A 13943-nucleotide genomic window follows, 5' to 3' on the forward strand; every position below is an offset into this window, starting at 1 on the left:
AGGTGACCTTATGAAATTTACAATTGTCTCTAAAGGAGATACTAAATCAAACGCACTGACTGATAAGATGATGAATTATATGCTTGGTATGAATATGGTATTCGATGAAGAATCACCAGAAATTGTCATTTCTGTCGGTGGCGATGGCACACTTTTACAAGCTTTCCATCGCTACCAACATATTGTCAGTGATGTATCATTTGTCGGTGTTCATACTGGACATTTAGGTTTTTATGCAGATTGGGGTCAAGATGAAGTAGAGCGCTTAATTGTCGCTTTAAAGAATGATGAGTTTGAAACTGTAGAATATCCACTGGTTGAAGTATTAATCCATTATGAGACAGTCGGTATGGAAACTAAGTACCTCGCTCTAAATGAGGCGACTTTAAGGATGACGAATGGTTCTACTCTAGTCATGGACGTAGAAATTAGAAATCGTCATTTTGAAAGATTTAGAGGCGATGGCTTATGTATTTCCACGCCTTCTGGTTCTACTGCATACAATAAGGCCTTAGGTGGGGCAATTATTCATCCATCTATAGAAGCTGTTCAAATGACTGAGATTGCATCTATTAATAATCGGGTATTCAGAACGGTGGGCTCACCGCTTGTCTTACCAAAACATCATTTTGTCAATGTAAGGCCAGTGAATAGTGAAGAATACCAGATGACGATTGACCATATTAATCTCGTACACCGAGGTGTAAAGTCAATACAATATTCTGTTGCAGAAGAAAAAATAAAATTTGCACGCTTTAGACCATTTCCATTTTGGCAACGTGTGCATGATTCATTTATTTCTTAAAGAATTAATGAGGGTAGGTATAAGAGATGTCTAGAGAAGAAATGGATATTGATTTTGAAGAACTAAGAGAACAAATAGAGGTTTACCTTCGTGAAGAGAACTTAGATGGATTTAGAGAACTTTTTACAGATCTTCACAATTATGAACAAAGTGAAATCTTTCAAACCTTAAGCGAGGAAGAACAGCAAAACCTTTATAAATTCCTAAGCCCTGAAGAAGTGGGGGATTTCTTCGATCACCTGGAGTTAGAACCAGATGAGTATGAAGATTTATTTGACCAAATTGATGCAAGATATGCAGCCCATATCATTGGCGCTATGCAGTACGATAACGCAGTTGATATTTTAAATGAAATCTCTCGTGAGAAAATGACAACCTATCTATCATTGATGAATAAAGATGATGCTAAAGAAATCAGGGGCTTAATGAACTACGAGGAAGATACCGCCGGTGGTATCATGACTACTGAAATCATCAATTTAAATACCTTGATGACAGTAAGAGAAGCTATGAAACACATCAAAGAAATGGCACCCGACAAAGAAATGATTTACTATCTATTCGTAGTCGATCAAGACAATCATTTAGTCGGTATTATCTCCTTAAGGGAATTGATTGTCGCAGATGATGATGATTACATTGGTGATGTCATGACTGAACGTGTCGTTTCCGTTCGTATTTCTGATGACCAAGAAGAAGTTGCTCAAATTGTGAGAGATTATGACTTCCTTGCTGTACCAGTTGTGGATTTCCAAGATCATTTAGTCGGTATCATCACAGCCGATGACATCATGGACGTTATTCACGAAGAAGCTGGAGAAGACTACTCTCGACTTGCCGGTATGAGTGATAATGAAAGTACATCGGACACGGCATTAATGACAGCTAAAAAACGTTTGCCTTGGCTTATAGGACTTACTTTTATGGGTATGATTACAGCTTGGATGCTTTCTTTCTTTGAAGATACGCTCGCTAAGGTTGTACTCCTAAGTGCCTTTATACCTGTAATTTCTGGTATGGCTGGTAACACCGGTACACAATCACTCGCTGTTGCGATACGTGGTATTTCCACAGGGGAAATTAAAGAATCCAGTAAGATGAAGCTCGCCGGACGTGAATTAGGATCAGGTTTTCTTACAGGTTTAGTTTGTGGTGTCGTTATTTTCTTAATTATTATTGTGATGTACCAGGAACCTGTACTGGGGATTATTGTAAGTGGTAGTTTGCTCGCGTCAATGTCAGTCGCGACAATTATCGGTACGATTGTACCGTTGGTAATGAACAAAGCGGGTATTGACCCAGCAATTGCAAGTGGACCATTCATTACCACAGCGAACGATATTATAAGTTTATTGATTTACTTTGCTTTAGCAAATGTCTTTATGGCAAGTTTATTATAGTGATATTTCTTGCATTCCGTACTAATAAAATGTAGATTAGTAGTAGGTACTAATACTAGGGATGAATTAGGAGGAGTTCTTAATGGACTTATCAGGTAAAACATATGTAATCATGGGCGTTGCCAACAAGAGAAGTATTGCTTGGGGTGCTGCACGTGCACTAGACAAAATGGGTGCAAAGTTAGTATTCACTATTTTAGGTGAACGCTTTAGAAAAGAAATTGATAAATTACTTACTGAATTAGAAGGTGACCACGATATCATCGTTGAGTGTGATGTATCAAACGATGAAAACGTCGAACAAGCTTTCAAGGAAATCGGTGAAAAAACAGGTGGAATTGATGGTGTGCTTCACGCTATCGCATTCGCAAATAAAGATGAACTACAAGGTGGCATTAGTGAAACTTCTAGAGAAGGATTCAAACTTGCCTTAGATATCAGTGCATATTCACTATTAAGTGTAGCTAAACACTCTAAAGCTATCCTGAATGAAGGTGGGAGCCTAGTTACAATGACCTATCTTGGTGGAGAGCGTGCAATGCCTAACTATAACGTTATGGGTGTTGCTAAGGCTGCCTTAGATGCTAACGTTCGTTACTTAGCCTATGACCTAGGTGAGTCAGGATTCCGTGTTAACGCGGTATCTGCTGGACCAATACGTACACTCAGCTCATCAGCTGTCGGTGAATTTAAAACAATCCTTAAAGAGATTGAACAACGTGCACCATTACGTCGTAATGTAGATCAACTTGAAGTGGGTAACACGGTTGCCTTCTTACTTAGCGATTTATCTAGTGGTATTACCGGTGAAGTCGTACATGTTGATAGTGGTTACCACATCATGGCATAAAAAATAACCTGGAAATCTTAAATGATTTCCAGGTTATTTTTTATATATAAATTACTCACCAAGTTTGAATGTATCAGTAACATGCCAAATTCCGTTGTCAAGTTGGACACAGAGACTAATCTTATCTAGCACTTCACTGTGCTCAATACCAATCATTTTTAGGTGACTATATACATCTTCGAATTTTTGTGTCGTATCCTCTTGAGCCAATGTGAAATGTGGGACAAATGGGTGAGTTGCTTCACCATAAAAATCTCCATTATTAAAGGCTTCATGGATAGAATTTAGTATTTCGTTAGGCTCGACCTTAAAATAAATTACTTGAGCTGTTGGTGCAAAGCTAGAAACTTTTTTAATCTCGATCTCAGTTGGTTTGTGTTGAGCCGCAACGCTTTTAATAAATGATTCAATCTGCGGTTTCTCATGTTCTTCAGCTTCGAAAGCTTCTTTTACTGTAATATGTGGTGCGATATATGCATATCTAGAATCGTAGCGTTTACGATATTGGTTTACAGTGTCTTGAAGTTTTTTTGAAGGAAAAAGTGCGATTCCAAATTTCATTTAAAATGCCTCCCTAAACGATATGTTTCAAGTATATCACTTTCAGAAAAAAATTGTATACGTTTTCTATTGAAAAAAATATAACAGCACATTTTTTAATTCTGGCTTCCAAGTTTTCCAAATATGCCCACCTTCGAGTTCCTTATACTCGTATTCTAATGGCTCTTCTTCTAGGACTGCCTTTAACTTTCTATTCGGTGTTAAGAAGTCAGCTTGTTCGCCCATAATGGTTGTAAAATCATCTTCTTCTAAACCGATAGTATGATAGATATTTAAATTTATTAAACTCATATTATCTTTGAAACGGTTTATAAATTCGTCATCTACAAATGGACTGAAGGCAAGCACTTGGCCAAAGGTATTCGGATAAGTTAAAGCAGTGGATAAACTAAAGCTACCTGCTAAACTTTCACCCATGAGCAGTCTTGAGTTTGCCATTTTTAAAGTTGAGAAATTATTATCTATAAAACTATTTAATTCTCGCCCAACAAATGTTACAAAATTTTCATGGTGTTCTCCATTAGGATTGAAATAATGTTTTCTCCACTCGACAGAAGGATAGGGTACGCCTACAATAATTGTGCGCTGAATTTCCTCCGTTTTTTCTAGTTTTTCAATCAATCTTTCAATCTGACCATATTTAAAAAAATCTTGTGAATCAAATGTTATAATGACATTATACTTATAAAGGTCAGAGTAAGACTTAGGTAGGTAGTACTGTACATCAAAAGTTTCATTACAAGCACTAGACTCGATAGAAACCGTATGAACTTTTCCCGGTGTTTTATCCATAAAATTTCCTCCTTACTCATGTATATTACCAACTTATGTATTAAGATAACATGTATTTAGTTTAAGCTTTCAATTTAGTAGGAAATATTATATAACAGTGATACAATATGAACACATTCTAAGGTTAGAGGTGCCGCTTTATGACTAAAAAACTTTGGTTCCAAAGTGGTATAGCACTCATAATTACTTTTGTCATTATCTTATTAATTATGCAGGTTCAAGTCATTTTTGAGCCGTTTTTAACAATAATTATGACGATCTTCTTCCCGGTATTAATCGGGGGAATGCTATACTACATCACTGAACCAATACAGCGATTTCTAGAGAAGAGGAAAGCCAATAGGTTGGTAAGCATCCTCTCTATATTCATCATTATTTTAATTGTTATTGCAATAGTAACTCTAACCGTCATTCCGATGGTTACAGAACAAATTCAAAATCTAGTTTCACGTTTACCTATTTTACAACGTGAAGTTGAAAACACAGTAAATTATTTACTCAGTCAACGAGATCGCTTGCCATTTGATATTGATCTACAGTCGATCACTCAAGATGCATTAGATGTTGGTACGAATATGCTAAGTGGTTTTGTATCAAATGCGATTTCAATTGTTTCAAGTACAGTGAGTGTGCTATTGATGCTTGTTCTTGGACCGTTCTTCTTCTTCTTTATGCTGAAGGATCACCAAAAATTTATTCCATCAGTTACTTCACCATTTTCTGGAACATTTAAGCAGTTCTTAATTGAACTTTTATATGACATCGACAGAACATTACGTTCATTCATCCAAGGTCAGATGCTAGTATCATCTATACTCTGTGTAATTTTATATATCGGTTATACACTAATCGGTCTTGATTATGCTTTACTACTAGCAATTTTTGCCTTATTCATGAACATCGTACCGTTCGTTGGTCCTTGGGTTGCATTTATACCAGCTGGTTTACTCGCCTTAATCCAAGATCCGATCATGTTTATTTGGGTATCACTAATTACGCTTGTGGCTCAACAAATTGAAAGTAACTTGATAACACCGAATGTCATGGGACAGTCACTTGCTCTACATCCATTAACTGTAATTACAATTGTCCTTGCAGCAGGTAATATCGCTGGATTCATAGGAATCTTAGTTGCGATTCCAACCTATGCTGTCATTAAAACAATCATTCAAAACATTTGGAGATATCGCCAGAACCTTAAAGATACAATGCTCAGTGACATCTCAAATAAAGCATAACTTAACTAAAAAGCAGGAAGGTCTCTATAGAGATTTTCCTGCTTTTTTGTCTTTTCTATTTGTTCAAACGATATAAGTAATAGAACACATAAGGAGGCAAACAAATGAATCCAATCGCATATCTTATCAATAAGGGTTTTACAGTGACATCTGATCCAAATCGTTATCAAAGTGGTGTTTGGGGGTTGAGAAATTACACTGTGAGGGGCTACAATTACGATCAATTTTGTGGAGGGTACCACAGAGCCTATGATTTAGTTAAATATGACCGAGCACCGATACCCGCAGTCTTTGATGGTGTAGTCACTTCAGGAACGAGTGATTTTGGAAATTTTGGTGGTACCGTAGTGATTGCGAATAAGAACCTTGGCTACCAGGTGATTTATGGTCATCTAAAACGACCACTTTCAGTCAAAATAGGCCAGTCAGTTAAAGAAGGGGACATTATAGGATATCAGAGTAATACGAATTACGATAACGTAGCTATGGCGAGTCACCTTCATATCCAATTTCAAAAATATGGGTTTATAGTGGGGGAAAGAAATTTTGTCTGCACTGGAATTAATCCTCTAGCAATCAATGTCAGTCCAAAAATTTATAAGCAGGCTTGGCTCTGGAGTGGTGGATTTTTAACTAAATATCCAATTAACATAAGAGATTATCCTTCAGTAAAGGCAAAAAGATTAGGAATTACAAGAAAAAATATGAAGTTCTACTTCGATAAATTATACGAGAATGATGGCTACTGGTGGTTACGATGTACTTTAAATAAGAAGACTGTGTTTATTGCAGCAGGTAAAAAAATATCTCAGGTCAATTTTACAGATACCAAGTTATATGGAGAGATTTCACATTTAAATACAGCAAAAGGGAAAGAATAAAATAATCCATGTACAACCTTAGTGTTGTACATGGATTTCTTCATCGTTATCAATTTCATAGAGCACTTTGTTAATTTCGACTTGGTTTACTGCTTCAACAAGGAAGTAGGCAACGATTGTGTAGACAATGATACCGCCAATAAGTAAAACATTCGCTTGAATGACACTAAGTAGAAGTGCAGGCATAAATACGACTAAAGTAAATAATACGAGCATGAGGATTCTATAAGAAGTGATTTTTCTTTGTGCATCCATTAGTCTTGAAGCATACTTTTCATTGACCTTATTCATGTCGATATCACGACCATCCACATATAGCTTGTTAATTTTAATATTTCCATGCAGTTCATCTGTGACGTAACGCAGATCCATATGATTATTTTTCCACGTTAGTAGATTAAAAAATGACATAAATTTTCACCGCCTTCTTTAAGTATAGATAATAATCTATTGATTTAATCTTATTATACATTATTTTTTTAATCAATATGGCTTAAATTGGAATTATTTTATTTTCTTAAAGACTCTAGACTTATCAGTAAATGAGGAGTAGAATTTTGTTAATAAGAAGTATTAAGTGATGTACATGAATTTTGAGGAGGAATTAAAATGGCGAATAAAAAAGGTAGTGAAAAAGAATTCTCTAGACGGGACTTCTTAAAGACAACCGGTGCAGCAACAGGTGGAATTATTGGAGGTTCACTTTTAGGTGGGCTTGTAGGATTTAACTTAAATGATTCCTCAGGTTCTGAGAGTCAAACTTCAGAAGACACAGCCTCGGAAGAATCATCAGGGTCTAACGGTGGAACGACTGACAACGCAAGAATGTTTTTCCACAATGACACTGATTTTGATACAGTCACAGCAGCAATGGAAAGAATCTTCCCGGAAAGTGACGTAGGACCAGGTGCAGAAGAACTAGGTTGTGCTTACTATTTAGATGGACAATTAATGGGTCAATATGGATTTAACTCAAAAGAATACATGCAAGGTCCTTTCGAAGAGGCCCTACCGACTCAAGGCTATCAATCTAATCTAAATCGAAGAGACTATTTCATGCTAGGTATTAGAAAGTTAAATGAAGAAGCAAACAGTAGACATGATGCAAACTTTGCTGATTTAGAAGCTGGACAAATGGATGAAATCTTAACAGACTTCCAAGAAGGTAATGTTGATTTAGATGTACCAAGTCATACAGCAACAAGTAGCTATTTCTTTACTATGCTGCGCTCAGCCACAATCGAAGGTGCTTATGCAGATCCAGTTTATAGAGGAAATAGAGATATGGCAGGCTGGAAGATGAAGCAATTCCCTGGCCATCAAATGTCATATATTCAATATATCGAAGATGATGAATTCCATGAAATTGAACCATTACCTGTATATGGTATGGGACATTAAAAGTTAAGTATATATAGATTTATAGGGGGATAAATTATGGCAACAACTTTAGATAAAGTAGATGTAGTAACGGTCGGTGTAGGCTGGACTGGTGGTATTATTGCAGCAGAAGCGACTAAAGCAGGCTTAAGCGTAGTTGGATTAGAACGTGGAGTTAAACGTGGTACTGAAGACTACCAGCACGTGCATGATGAACTAAAATATGCAGTACGTTATGAGTTAATGCAGGACATTTCTAAAGAAACACTAACATTTAGAAACAGTCCTGATGAAAAAGCACTACCAATGCGTCAACAAGGTTCATTCTTATTAGGAGAAAATCTTGGTGGGGCAGGTACGCACTGGAATGGTCAGACATGGAGATTCTTACCTTATGACTTTGAAATTCGTTCCATGACTGAAGAAAGATACGGTGCAGAAAAACTAAAAGATGAAAGAGGATACCAAATTGAAGACTGGGGTATCACTTACGATGAGTTAGAGCCTTACTTCAATACTTTTGAAAAAACTGCTGGTATCTCAGGTGAAGAAAACCCTCTTGGTGGACATCGCTCTGAACCATATCCAACACCGCCAATGCTTAAGTCTAAGACATTAAAAATGTTTGAAGAAGCGGCTAAAGGATTAGAACTAGATCCAATCATGATGCCTTCAGCAAACTTAAGTGAACAGTATGAAAACCCAGATGGTCAAACAATTAATGCCTGTCAGTATTGTGCCTTCTGTGAACGTTTCGGTTGTGAGTATGGAGCTAAATCTTCTCCTGAAGTTACAGTTATTCCAAAGGCACAAGAGAGTGATGATTTTACCTTACGCTTAAATGCAAATGTTGTTGAAATTATCACTGATGAAGATGATGATAGCAAGGTTTCTGGTGTGAAATTTGTCGATACTATCACTGGGGAAGAATTTATTCAACCTGCAGATGTTGTTGCATTAACAAGTTATGTGTTCAACAATTATAAATTGTTAGCAGTGTCAGACATCGGTGAACAGTATGATCCAGAAACAGGTGAAGGTACACTGGGTCGTAACTACTGTTATCAAATCTTCGGCGGTGCATCTGGATTCTTCGATGAACAGTTCAACACATTTATGGGTGCTGGTTCACTTGGTATGGCTCTAGACAACTACAATGGAGATAACTTTGATCATTCTGATTTAGATTTCTTACATGGTGGTAATATTGCCATTACACAAACAGGTGCGAGACCAATATTGAGTAACACTGTGCCAGAAGGCACTCCATCATGGGGCGAAGAATTTAAAGAAGCTTCAATACACAATTATACTCGTACACTACGTGTTCAAGGACAAGGATGTACACTGCCGCACAGAGATAACTATCTCTCCATGGATGAAGATTACAATGATGCCTACGGTGTACCACTAGTTCGTTTGACTTATAACTTTAAAGAACAAGATAAAAATAACTCAGCATTTTTAGTTGAACGTTGTGCGGAAATTTTAGAAGAAATGGGCGCTAAAGAAATACTTAAAGATGGTGAATTAGGCGATTACGATATTGTCCCTTATCAATCGACACACAACACAGGTGGTACTACTATGGGTGCGAGTCCTGACAACAGTGTTGTAAACAATTATTTACAACATTGGGACCGTGACAATTTATTCGTAGTGGGTGCCGGTAATTTCCAACATAATAGTGGTTATAATCCAACAGCTACTGTTGGGGCATTGGCATATCGTTGTGCAGAAGGTATAATTAGATATGCTGAAGACGGCGGACGCTTAGAATAGAAGTTAGGTGATGTCAAATGGAACCAAAAAACAAGGACAGTCGAAAGAAGCGGGAAGTGACAGAACATACTGAAGAAGAGGTAGTCAGAAAACGCAAAAAGGTAACTAAAGAAGACCCTTATGCACCGCTTACTGACCATCTTGAAGACTTAAGACGTGTGCTCATTAAGTCAGCCTTAGTTATATTTGCTATGTTCTTAATCATATTCTCTACTGTTGGTTGGTGGTTTCCGGTCGTTTCAAAAGGTGCGGATATCGTTGTTTTAGGACCATTTGAAGTAATTCGATTTTATCTTAGAACATCAGGTGCAATCAGTATTGGTTTCTCAATACCATTCATTTGCTGGTTTTTATGGCAGTTTATGAGACCGGGCCTTGTTGATAAGGAAACGCAGTTTCTAAAAGGTTCCTTACCAGTCATGCTTATTTTATTTTGTATTGGTTTAGCCTTTGGATATTTTATTGTACATCCTTTAAGTTACTTTTTCTTAATTGAAATGGGAGAGCAAAACTTTAACGTACTTGTGACTGCTGATGAGTATATGTCGTTTCTACTTATTACAACAATACCGTTTGGACTCGTTTTCCAATTGCCAGTTGTTGCGATGTTCCTTCATCATATTGAACTCTTAAGTGTGGATGTAATGACATCTATGCGTAAATATGCTTATTTTATCTTGATGGTAATTACGGCATTAATTGCACCACCTGATGTCTTTACCCATCTTGTTACCTTAATACCAATGATACTACTCTATGAAGTGAGTATTATTTTGATTCGACGTAAGGAAAGAAGAGACGCGGCAAAAGAGAAAAAGGCACAAAAAAATGCATAATTGAAAACGATCACTGATTGGAATAGGCTAAGCATCTTGCTTAGCCTGTTTTTTGTTAAAATCTATATAATATTGTCTATTAGCGTCAATTTTCATGTATAATAATTTAAGTTGAAAGGTGGTAAGCGGAAATGAAAACAACAATGCTTCTATCTCTAATAAAAGTTAAACAAACACATGGTACTTTTCCTGATATTGTAAGAGATATAACAACAGATTCAAGAGAAGTGGATGAGACCTCAGTCTTTGTTGTGCTAAAGGGGCATGTAACGGACGGTTTATCTTTTGTCGAGGATGCAATTGACAAAGGCTGTCGTTTCATAGTGTCTGATCGCCATATTGAATTACCAGAAAATGTAGGATTATTAATTGTAAAGGATCCAGCTAAAACTGCGGCCTTGTTCTCTGAATATATTTATGACTTCCCGCACGAAACACAGACTATGATAGGTGTGACAGGCACCAACGGTAAGACAACAGTCTCCACGATGATTCATAATTTGAGCATGGCTTTAGGTAAAAAAAGCGCTTATCTTGGAACCAACGGTTTTATGATAAACGATATCCACACGAATTCCGTCAATACTACACCAGAGACAACCAGATTACACAAACGTCTAAAAGATGCAAGTGATAGTGACGCAGAAGTATTTACGATGGAAGTTTCATCTCATGGTTTAAAGCTCGGGCGAACGTTTGGAATCAATTTTGATATCGCAGTGTTTACCAATCTGACTCAAGACCACTTAGATTTTCACCATAGTATGGACGAATATGGCTATGTTAAAGGACTTTTATTCTCACAGCTTGGCCAAGATGTAAAAAAACATAAATATGTCATTTTAAACGATGATGATTCTTGGTCAAATGTCTATAAAGATATGACGCCATTTGAAACAATTACTTACGGTATGCATGACACAGCAGATTTTTACCCTACTGATATAGAGGGGAGTTTAGAAGGGTTTAATTTTACTTTGAATACACCCGAAGGACAGTATCAAGTGAACTCTCCATTTGTCGGTGACTATAATATACAAAATCTGATGTGCGCGATTATTTCTGAATGGTTACAAGGTTATTCTTTTGAACAAATACTACAAGCAGTGCCTGGAATGAAACCTGTTGAAGGTCGCCTTGAAGTGCTAGATCCGACATTACCAATCAATATCATCATTGACTTTGCACATACACCCGATGCCTTAAGAAAAGTGATTAATACAGTTCAACCTTTTGCAAATGGCAAGTTGATCTGTCTGGTGGGTATGACAGGGGAACGAGATTATACAAAAGCTAAGGAAATGGGTGAGATTGCAACCTTAGCAGACTATGCAATCTTTACGCCTGATAATCCAGCTAATGATGATCCAAAAATGCTGGTTAAGCTCTTAGAGGAAGGTGCGACGCATGAAAACTTCGTATCTTATACAGACCGTGAAGCAGGTATTATTCACGCTGTAGATATTGCTAAACCCGGAGATACTATTGTCTTGGCATGTAAAGGAAGAGAACCTTATCAAATTGTCGAAAATTATGTAAAAATGCCTCATAGAGATGATCTTATTGCCCTAGACGCAGCGTATAGAAAATACAAAGGCGATGACTATGAAAAAACACTCGATTAAGATTAATGATGTGACAATGAGTGTATATGTAGCCCTAGATGAAATGAATTATATCGTGAGCATACCGGATCTATCTTTTGCTATGAAAATTGCTAAAGGTATGACGACCAATGAAGTTGAACAAGAAGCGATGTTACATCTTTTTTCTTTTATGGATGAAAGAGAGAGTAGTGAAATTGCCAATGAAATTGGCTTAGCAATCGGTAAGATTTAAGGAGATTAAAATGGATATTAAAACGGAAATTAATAAGAGAAAAACTTTTGCAATCATTTCTCACCCTGATGCGGGGAAAACTACGCTAACAGAAAAGTTATTGCTTTTTGGTGGTGCGATTAGAGAAGCCGGAACTGTAAAAGGTAAAAAGACAGGGAAATTTGCAACAAGTGACTGGATGAAAGTCGAACAAGAGCGTGGTATCAGTGTGACGAGTTCTGTCATGCAATTTGATTTTGATGGTTATAAAATTAATATCCTTGATACACCAGGACACGAAGACTTCTCAGAAGATACGTATCGTACTTTGATGGCAGTAGACTCGGCTGTCATGGTAATCGATGCAGCAAAAGGGATTGAACCTCAAACCTTAAAACTATTTAAGGTTTGTAAAATGCGTGGTATTCCAATTTTCACATTCATCAACAAGCTCGACCGTGTCGGTAAAGAACCTTTTGAGTTGTTAGAAGAAATTGAATCGACATTGGATATAGAAACGTACCCAATGACTTGGCCAATTGGTATGGGTCAAAGCTTTTTTGGTATTATCAACCGTCGGACGAAGACAATCAATCCATTTAGAGAAGAAGGTCAATTAGCACTAAATGAGGATTATGAGTTAACAGAAACACACGATATATCAGAAGACTCAGCCTTTAAAGCCTCACTTGAAGAGTTTATGTTGGTTGAAGAAGCCGGTGATGAATTTGACCCAGCTAAGATATCCAGTGGGGATTTAACACCAGTATTCTTTGGTTCAGCCTTATCAACATTTGGTATTGAAGAGTTTTTAGACACTTATGTAGATTTTGCACCAGCACCTACGGGACGTGAAACGACAGAAGGCCAGATAGTAGAACCTCAAGATGATGAGTTTTCTGGTTTTATCTTCAAAATTCAAGCGAACATGGATCCGAGACACCGTGACCGACTAGCCTTTATGCGAATTGTCTCAGGGAAATTTACCAGAGGTATGGACGGAACGCTTGCACGTACCGGAAAGAAATCTAAAATTACCAGAGCCACAATGTTTATGGCTGATGATAAAGAAACGATTAATGAAGCCTATGCAGGTGACATAATTGGCCTATATGATACTGGTAACTATCAAATTGGTGATACTTTATATAATGGCAAAAAACGTGAGTATGTAGATTTACCACAATTTACGCCTGAAATCTTTATGAAAGTCACTGCTAAAAACGTGATGAAACAAAAGCATTTCTATAAAGGTATTGAACAGCTCGTTCAAGAAGGTGCAATTCAATATTATAAATCAATGCATACAAATCAGCCTATACTTGGTGCTGTTGGTCAGCTTCAGTTTGAAGTTTTCGAACATCGTATGAAGAATGAGTACAATACGGATATAATTATGGAACCAATCGGTAAGAAAATTGCGCGTTGGGTAGAGAATGAAGAAGATATTACAGATGCGATGCATTCACCAAGAGCGAACTTGGTATATGATCGCTATGACAATAAGGTCTTACTCTTTGAAAATGATTTTGCTATGCGTTGGTTCAGCGAGAAGTATCCTGAGATTAAATTATATAGTCTTTTATAAAATAACTTTACT

Annotated in this window: 14 protein-coding genes; 11 read left to right on the top strand and 3 right to left on the bottom strand. The window is 36.9% G+C overall.

Annotated elements, in window-relative coordinates:
- Window positions 1-10 precede the first annotated feature (10 nt).
- The 3 genes from H624_RS0109745 to fabI all read left to right on the top strand — a co-directional run bounded on the left by H624_RS0109745 (window position 11) and on the right by fabI (window position 3055).
- On the top strand, window positions 11-805 hold the full coding sequence (locus H624_RS0109745; RefSeq protein ID WP_026867420.1) for an NAD kinase: 795 nt from the start codon (window positions 11-13) through the stop codon (window positions 803-805).
- Window positions 806-831: 26 nt separating this feature from the next.
- Window positions 832-2205: a magnesium transporter gene (mgtE, locus tag H624_RS0109750; protein ID WP_026867421.1), complete on the top strand. Its 1374-nt coding sequence runs from the start codon at window positions 832-834 to the stop codon at window positions 2203-2205.
- 82 nt (window positions 2206-2287) lie between these two features.
- The gene (gene fabI, locus H624_RS0109755; protein WP_026867422.1) at window positions 2288-3055 is read left to right on the top strand and encodes an enoyl-ACP reductase FabI; all 768 of its coding nucleotides are present in this window, start codon (window positions 2288-2290) and stop codon (window positions 3053-3055) included.
- Window positions 3056-3106: 51 nt separating this feature from the next.
- Here fabI and H624_RS0109760 read toward each other — a convergent pair whose 3' ends face one another.
- Both H624_RS0109760 and H624_RS0109765 read right to left on the bottom strand, forming a co-directional pair.
- On the bottom strand, window positions 3107-3616 hold the full coding sequence (locus H624_RS0109760) for a 2'-5' RNA ligase family protein (RefSeq protein WP_026867423.1): 510 nt from the start codon (window positions 3614-3616) through the stop codon (window positions 3107-3109).
- A 66-nt stretch (window positions 3617-3682) separates the two neighbouring features.
- Window positions 3683-4408, bottom strand: coding sequence for an alpha/beta hydrolase (locus tag H624_RS0109765; protein ID WP_026867424.1), 726 nt, complete (start codon window positions 4406-4408; stop codon window positions 3683-3685).
- Between the two features lie 140 nt (window positions 4409-4548).
- Here H624_RS0109765 and H624_RS0109770 point away from each other — a divergent pair, with 140 nt between their 5' ends.
- Together H624_RS0109770 and H624_RS12265 are read left to right on the top strand one after the other, a co-directional pair.
- Window positions 4549-5646, top strand: a complete 1098-nt coding sequence (locus H624_RS0109770) for an AI-2E family transporter (RefSeq protein WP_026867425.1) — start codon at window positions 4549-4551, stop codon at window positions 5644-5646.
- 104 nt (window positions 5647-5750) lie between these two features.
- Window positions 5751-6527, top strand: a complete 777-nt coding sequence (locus tag H624_RS12265; protein ID WP_026867426.1) for a M23 family metallopeptidase — start codon at window positions 5751-5753, stop codon at window positions 6525-6527.
- Between the two features lie 18 nt (window positions 6528-6545).
- Here H624_RS12265 and H624_RS0109780 read toward each other — a convergent pair whose 3' ends face one another.
- Entirely contained in the window at window positions 6546-6938 is a 393-nt protein-coding gene (locus H624_RS0109780) for a hypothetical protein (protein WP_026867427.1), read from the bottom strand.
- Between the two features lie 198 nt (window positions 6939-7136).
- Here H624_RS0109780 and H624_RS0109785 point away from each other — a divergent pair, with 198 nt between their 5' ends.
- The 6 genes from H624_RS0109785 to H624_RS0109810 all read left to right on the top strand — a co-directional run bounded on the left by H624_RS0109785 (window position 7137) and on the right by H624_RS0109810 (window position 13931).
- Window positions 7137-7928, top strand: a complete 792-nt coding sequence (locus tag H624_RS0109785) for a gluconate 2-dehydrogenase subunit 3 family protein (protein WP_026867428.1) — start codon at window positions 7137-7139, stop codon at window positions 7926-7928.
- A gap of 36 nt (window positions 7929-7964) precedes the next feature.
- Complete coding sequence (locus H624_RS0109790; protein WP_026867429.1) at window positions 7965-9689, top strand: GMC family oxidoreductase; 1725 nt, start codon at window positions 7965-7967, stop codon at window positions 9687-9689.
- Between the two features lie 17 nt (window positions 9690-9706).
- Window positions 9707-10525: a twin-arginine translocase subunit TatC gene (tatC, locus tag H624_RS0109795; RefSeq protein WP_026867430.1), complete on the top strand. Its 819-nt coding sequence runs from the start codon at window positions 9707-9709 to the stop codon at window positions 10523-10525.
- A gap of 131 nt (window positions 10526-10656) precedes the next feature.
- Complete coding sequence (locus H624_RS0109800) at window positions 10657-12150, top strand: UDP-N-acetylmuramoyl-L-alanyl-D-glutamate--2,6-diaminopimelate ligase (RefSeq protein WP_026867431.1); 1494 nt, start codon at window positions 10657-10659, stop codon at window positions 12148-12150.
- A complete protein-coding gene (locus tag H624_RS0109805; RefSeq protein ID WP_026867432.1) occupies window positions 12131-12364 on the top strand; it encodes a YueH family protein in 234 nt (77 codons plus the stop codon). The genes H624_RS0109800 and H624_RS0109805 overlap by 20 nt, the downstream gene beginning before the upstream one ends.
- Before the next feature lie 10 nt (window positions 12365-12374).
- Window positions 12375-13931, top strand: coding sequence for a peptide chain release factor 3 (locus H624_RS0109810; RefSeq protein WP_026867433.1), 1557 nt, complete (start codon window positions 12375-12377; stop codon window positions 13929-13931).
- Window positions 13932-13943: the final 12 nt, after the last annotated feature.

Origin of the sequence: Jeotgalicoccus marinus DSM 19772, assembly GCF_000425825.1 — a bacterium.
GTDB classification, from domain to species: Bacteria; Bacillota; Bacilli; order Staphylococcales; family Salinicoccaceae; genus Jeotgalicoccus; species Jeotgalicoccus marinus.

Excerpts from the sequence above, each read along its gene's own strand:
- H624_RS0109745 (WP_026867420.1), top strand. The coding sequence starts at position 11 with ATGAAATTTACAATTGTCTCTAAAGGAGATACTAAATCAAACGCACTG.
- mgtE (WP_026867421.1), top strand. The coding sequence starts at position 832 with ATGTCTAGAGAAGAAATGGATATTGATTTTGAAGAACTAAGAGAACAA.
- fabI (WP_026867422.1), top strand. The coding sequence starts at position 2,288 with ATGGACTTATCAGGTAAAACATATGTAATCATGGGCGTTGCCAACAAG.
- H624_RS0109760 (WP_026867423.1), bottom strand. The coding sequence starts at position 3,616 with ATGAAATTTGGAATCGCACTTTTTCCTTCAAAAAAACTTCAAGACACT.
- H624_RS0109765 (WP_026867424.1), bottom strand. The coding sequence starts at position 4,408 with ATGGATAAAACACCGGGAAAAGTTCATACGGTTTCTATCGAGTCTAGT.
- H624_RS0109770 (WP_026867425.1), top strand. The coding sequence starts at position 4,549 with ATGACTAAAAAACTTTGGTTCCAAAGTGGTATAGCACTCATAATTACT.
- H624_RS12265 (WP_026867426.1), top strand. The coding sequence starts at position 5,751 with ATGAATCCAATCGCATATCTTATCAATAAGGGTTTTACAGTGACATCT.
- H624_RS0109780 (WP_026867427.1), bottom strand. The coding sequence starts at position 6,938 with ATGTCATTTTTTAATCTACTAACGTGGAAAAATAATCATATGGATCTG.
- H624_RS0109785 (WP_026867428.1), top strand. The coding sequence starts at position 7,137 with ATGGCGAATAAAAAAGGTAGTGAAAAAGAATTCTCTAGACGGGACTTC.
- H624_RS0109790 (WP_026867429.1), top strand. The coding sequence starts at position 7,965 with ATGGCAACAACTTTAGATAAAGTAGATGTAGTAACGGTCGGTGTAGGC.
- tatC (WP_026867430.1), top strand. The coding sequence starts at position 9,707 with ATGGAACCAAAAAACAAGGACAGTCGAAAGAAGCGGGAAGTGACAGAA.
- H624_RS0109800 (WP_026867431.1), top strand. The coding sequence starts at position 10,657 with ATGAAAACAACAATGCTTCTATCTCTAATAAAAGTTAAACAAACACAT.
- H624_RS0109805 (WP_026867432.1), top strand. The coding sequence starts at position 12,131 with ATGAAAAAACACTCGATTAAGATTAATGATGTGACAATGAGTGTATAT.
- H624_RS0109810 (WP_026867433.1), top strand. The coding sequence starts at position 12,375 with ATGGATATTAAAACGGAAATTAATAAGAGAAAAACTTTTGCAATCATT.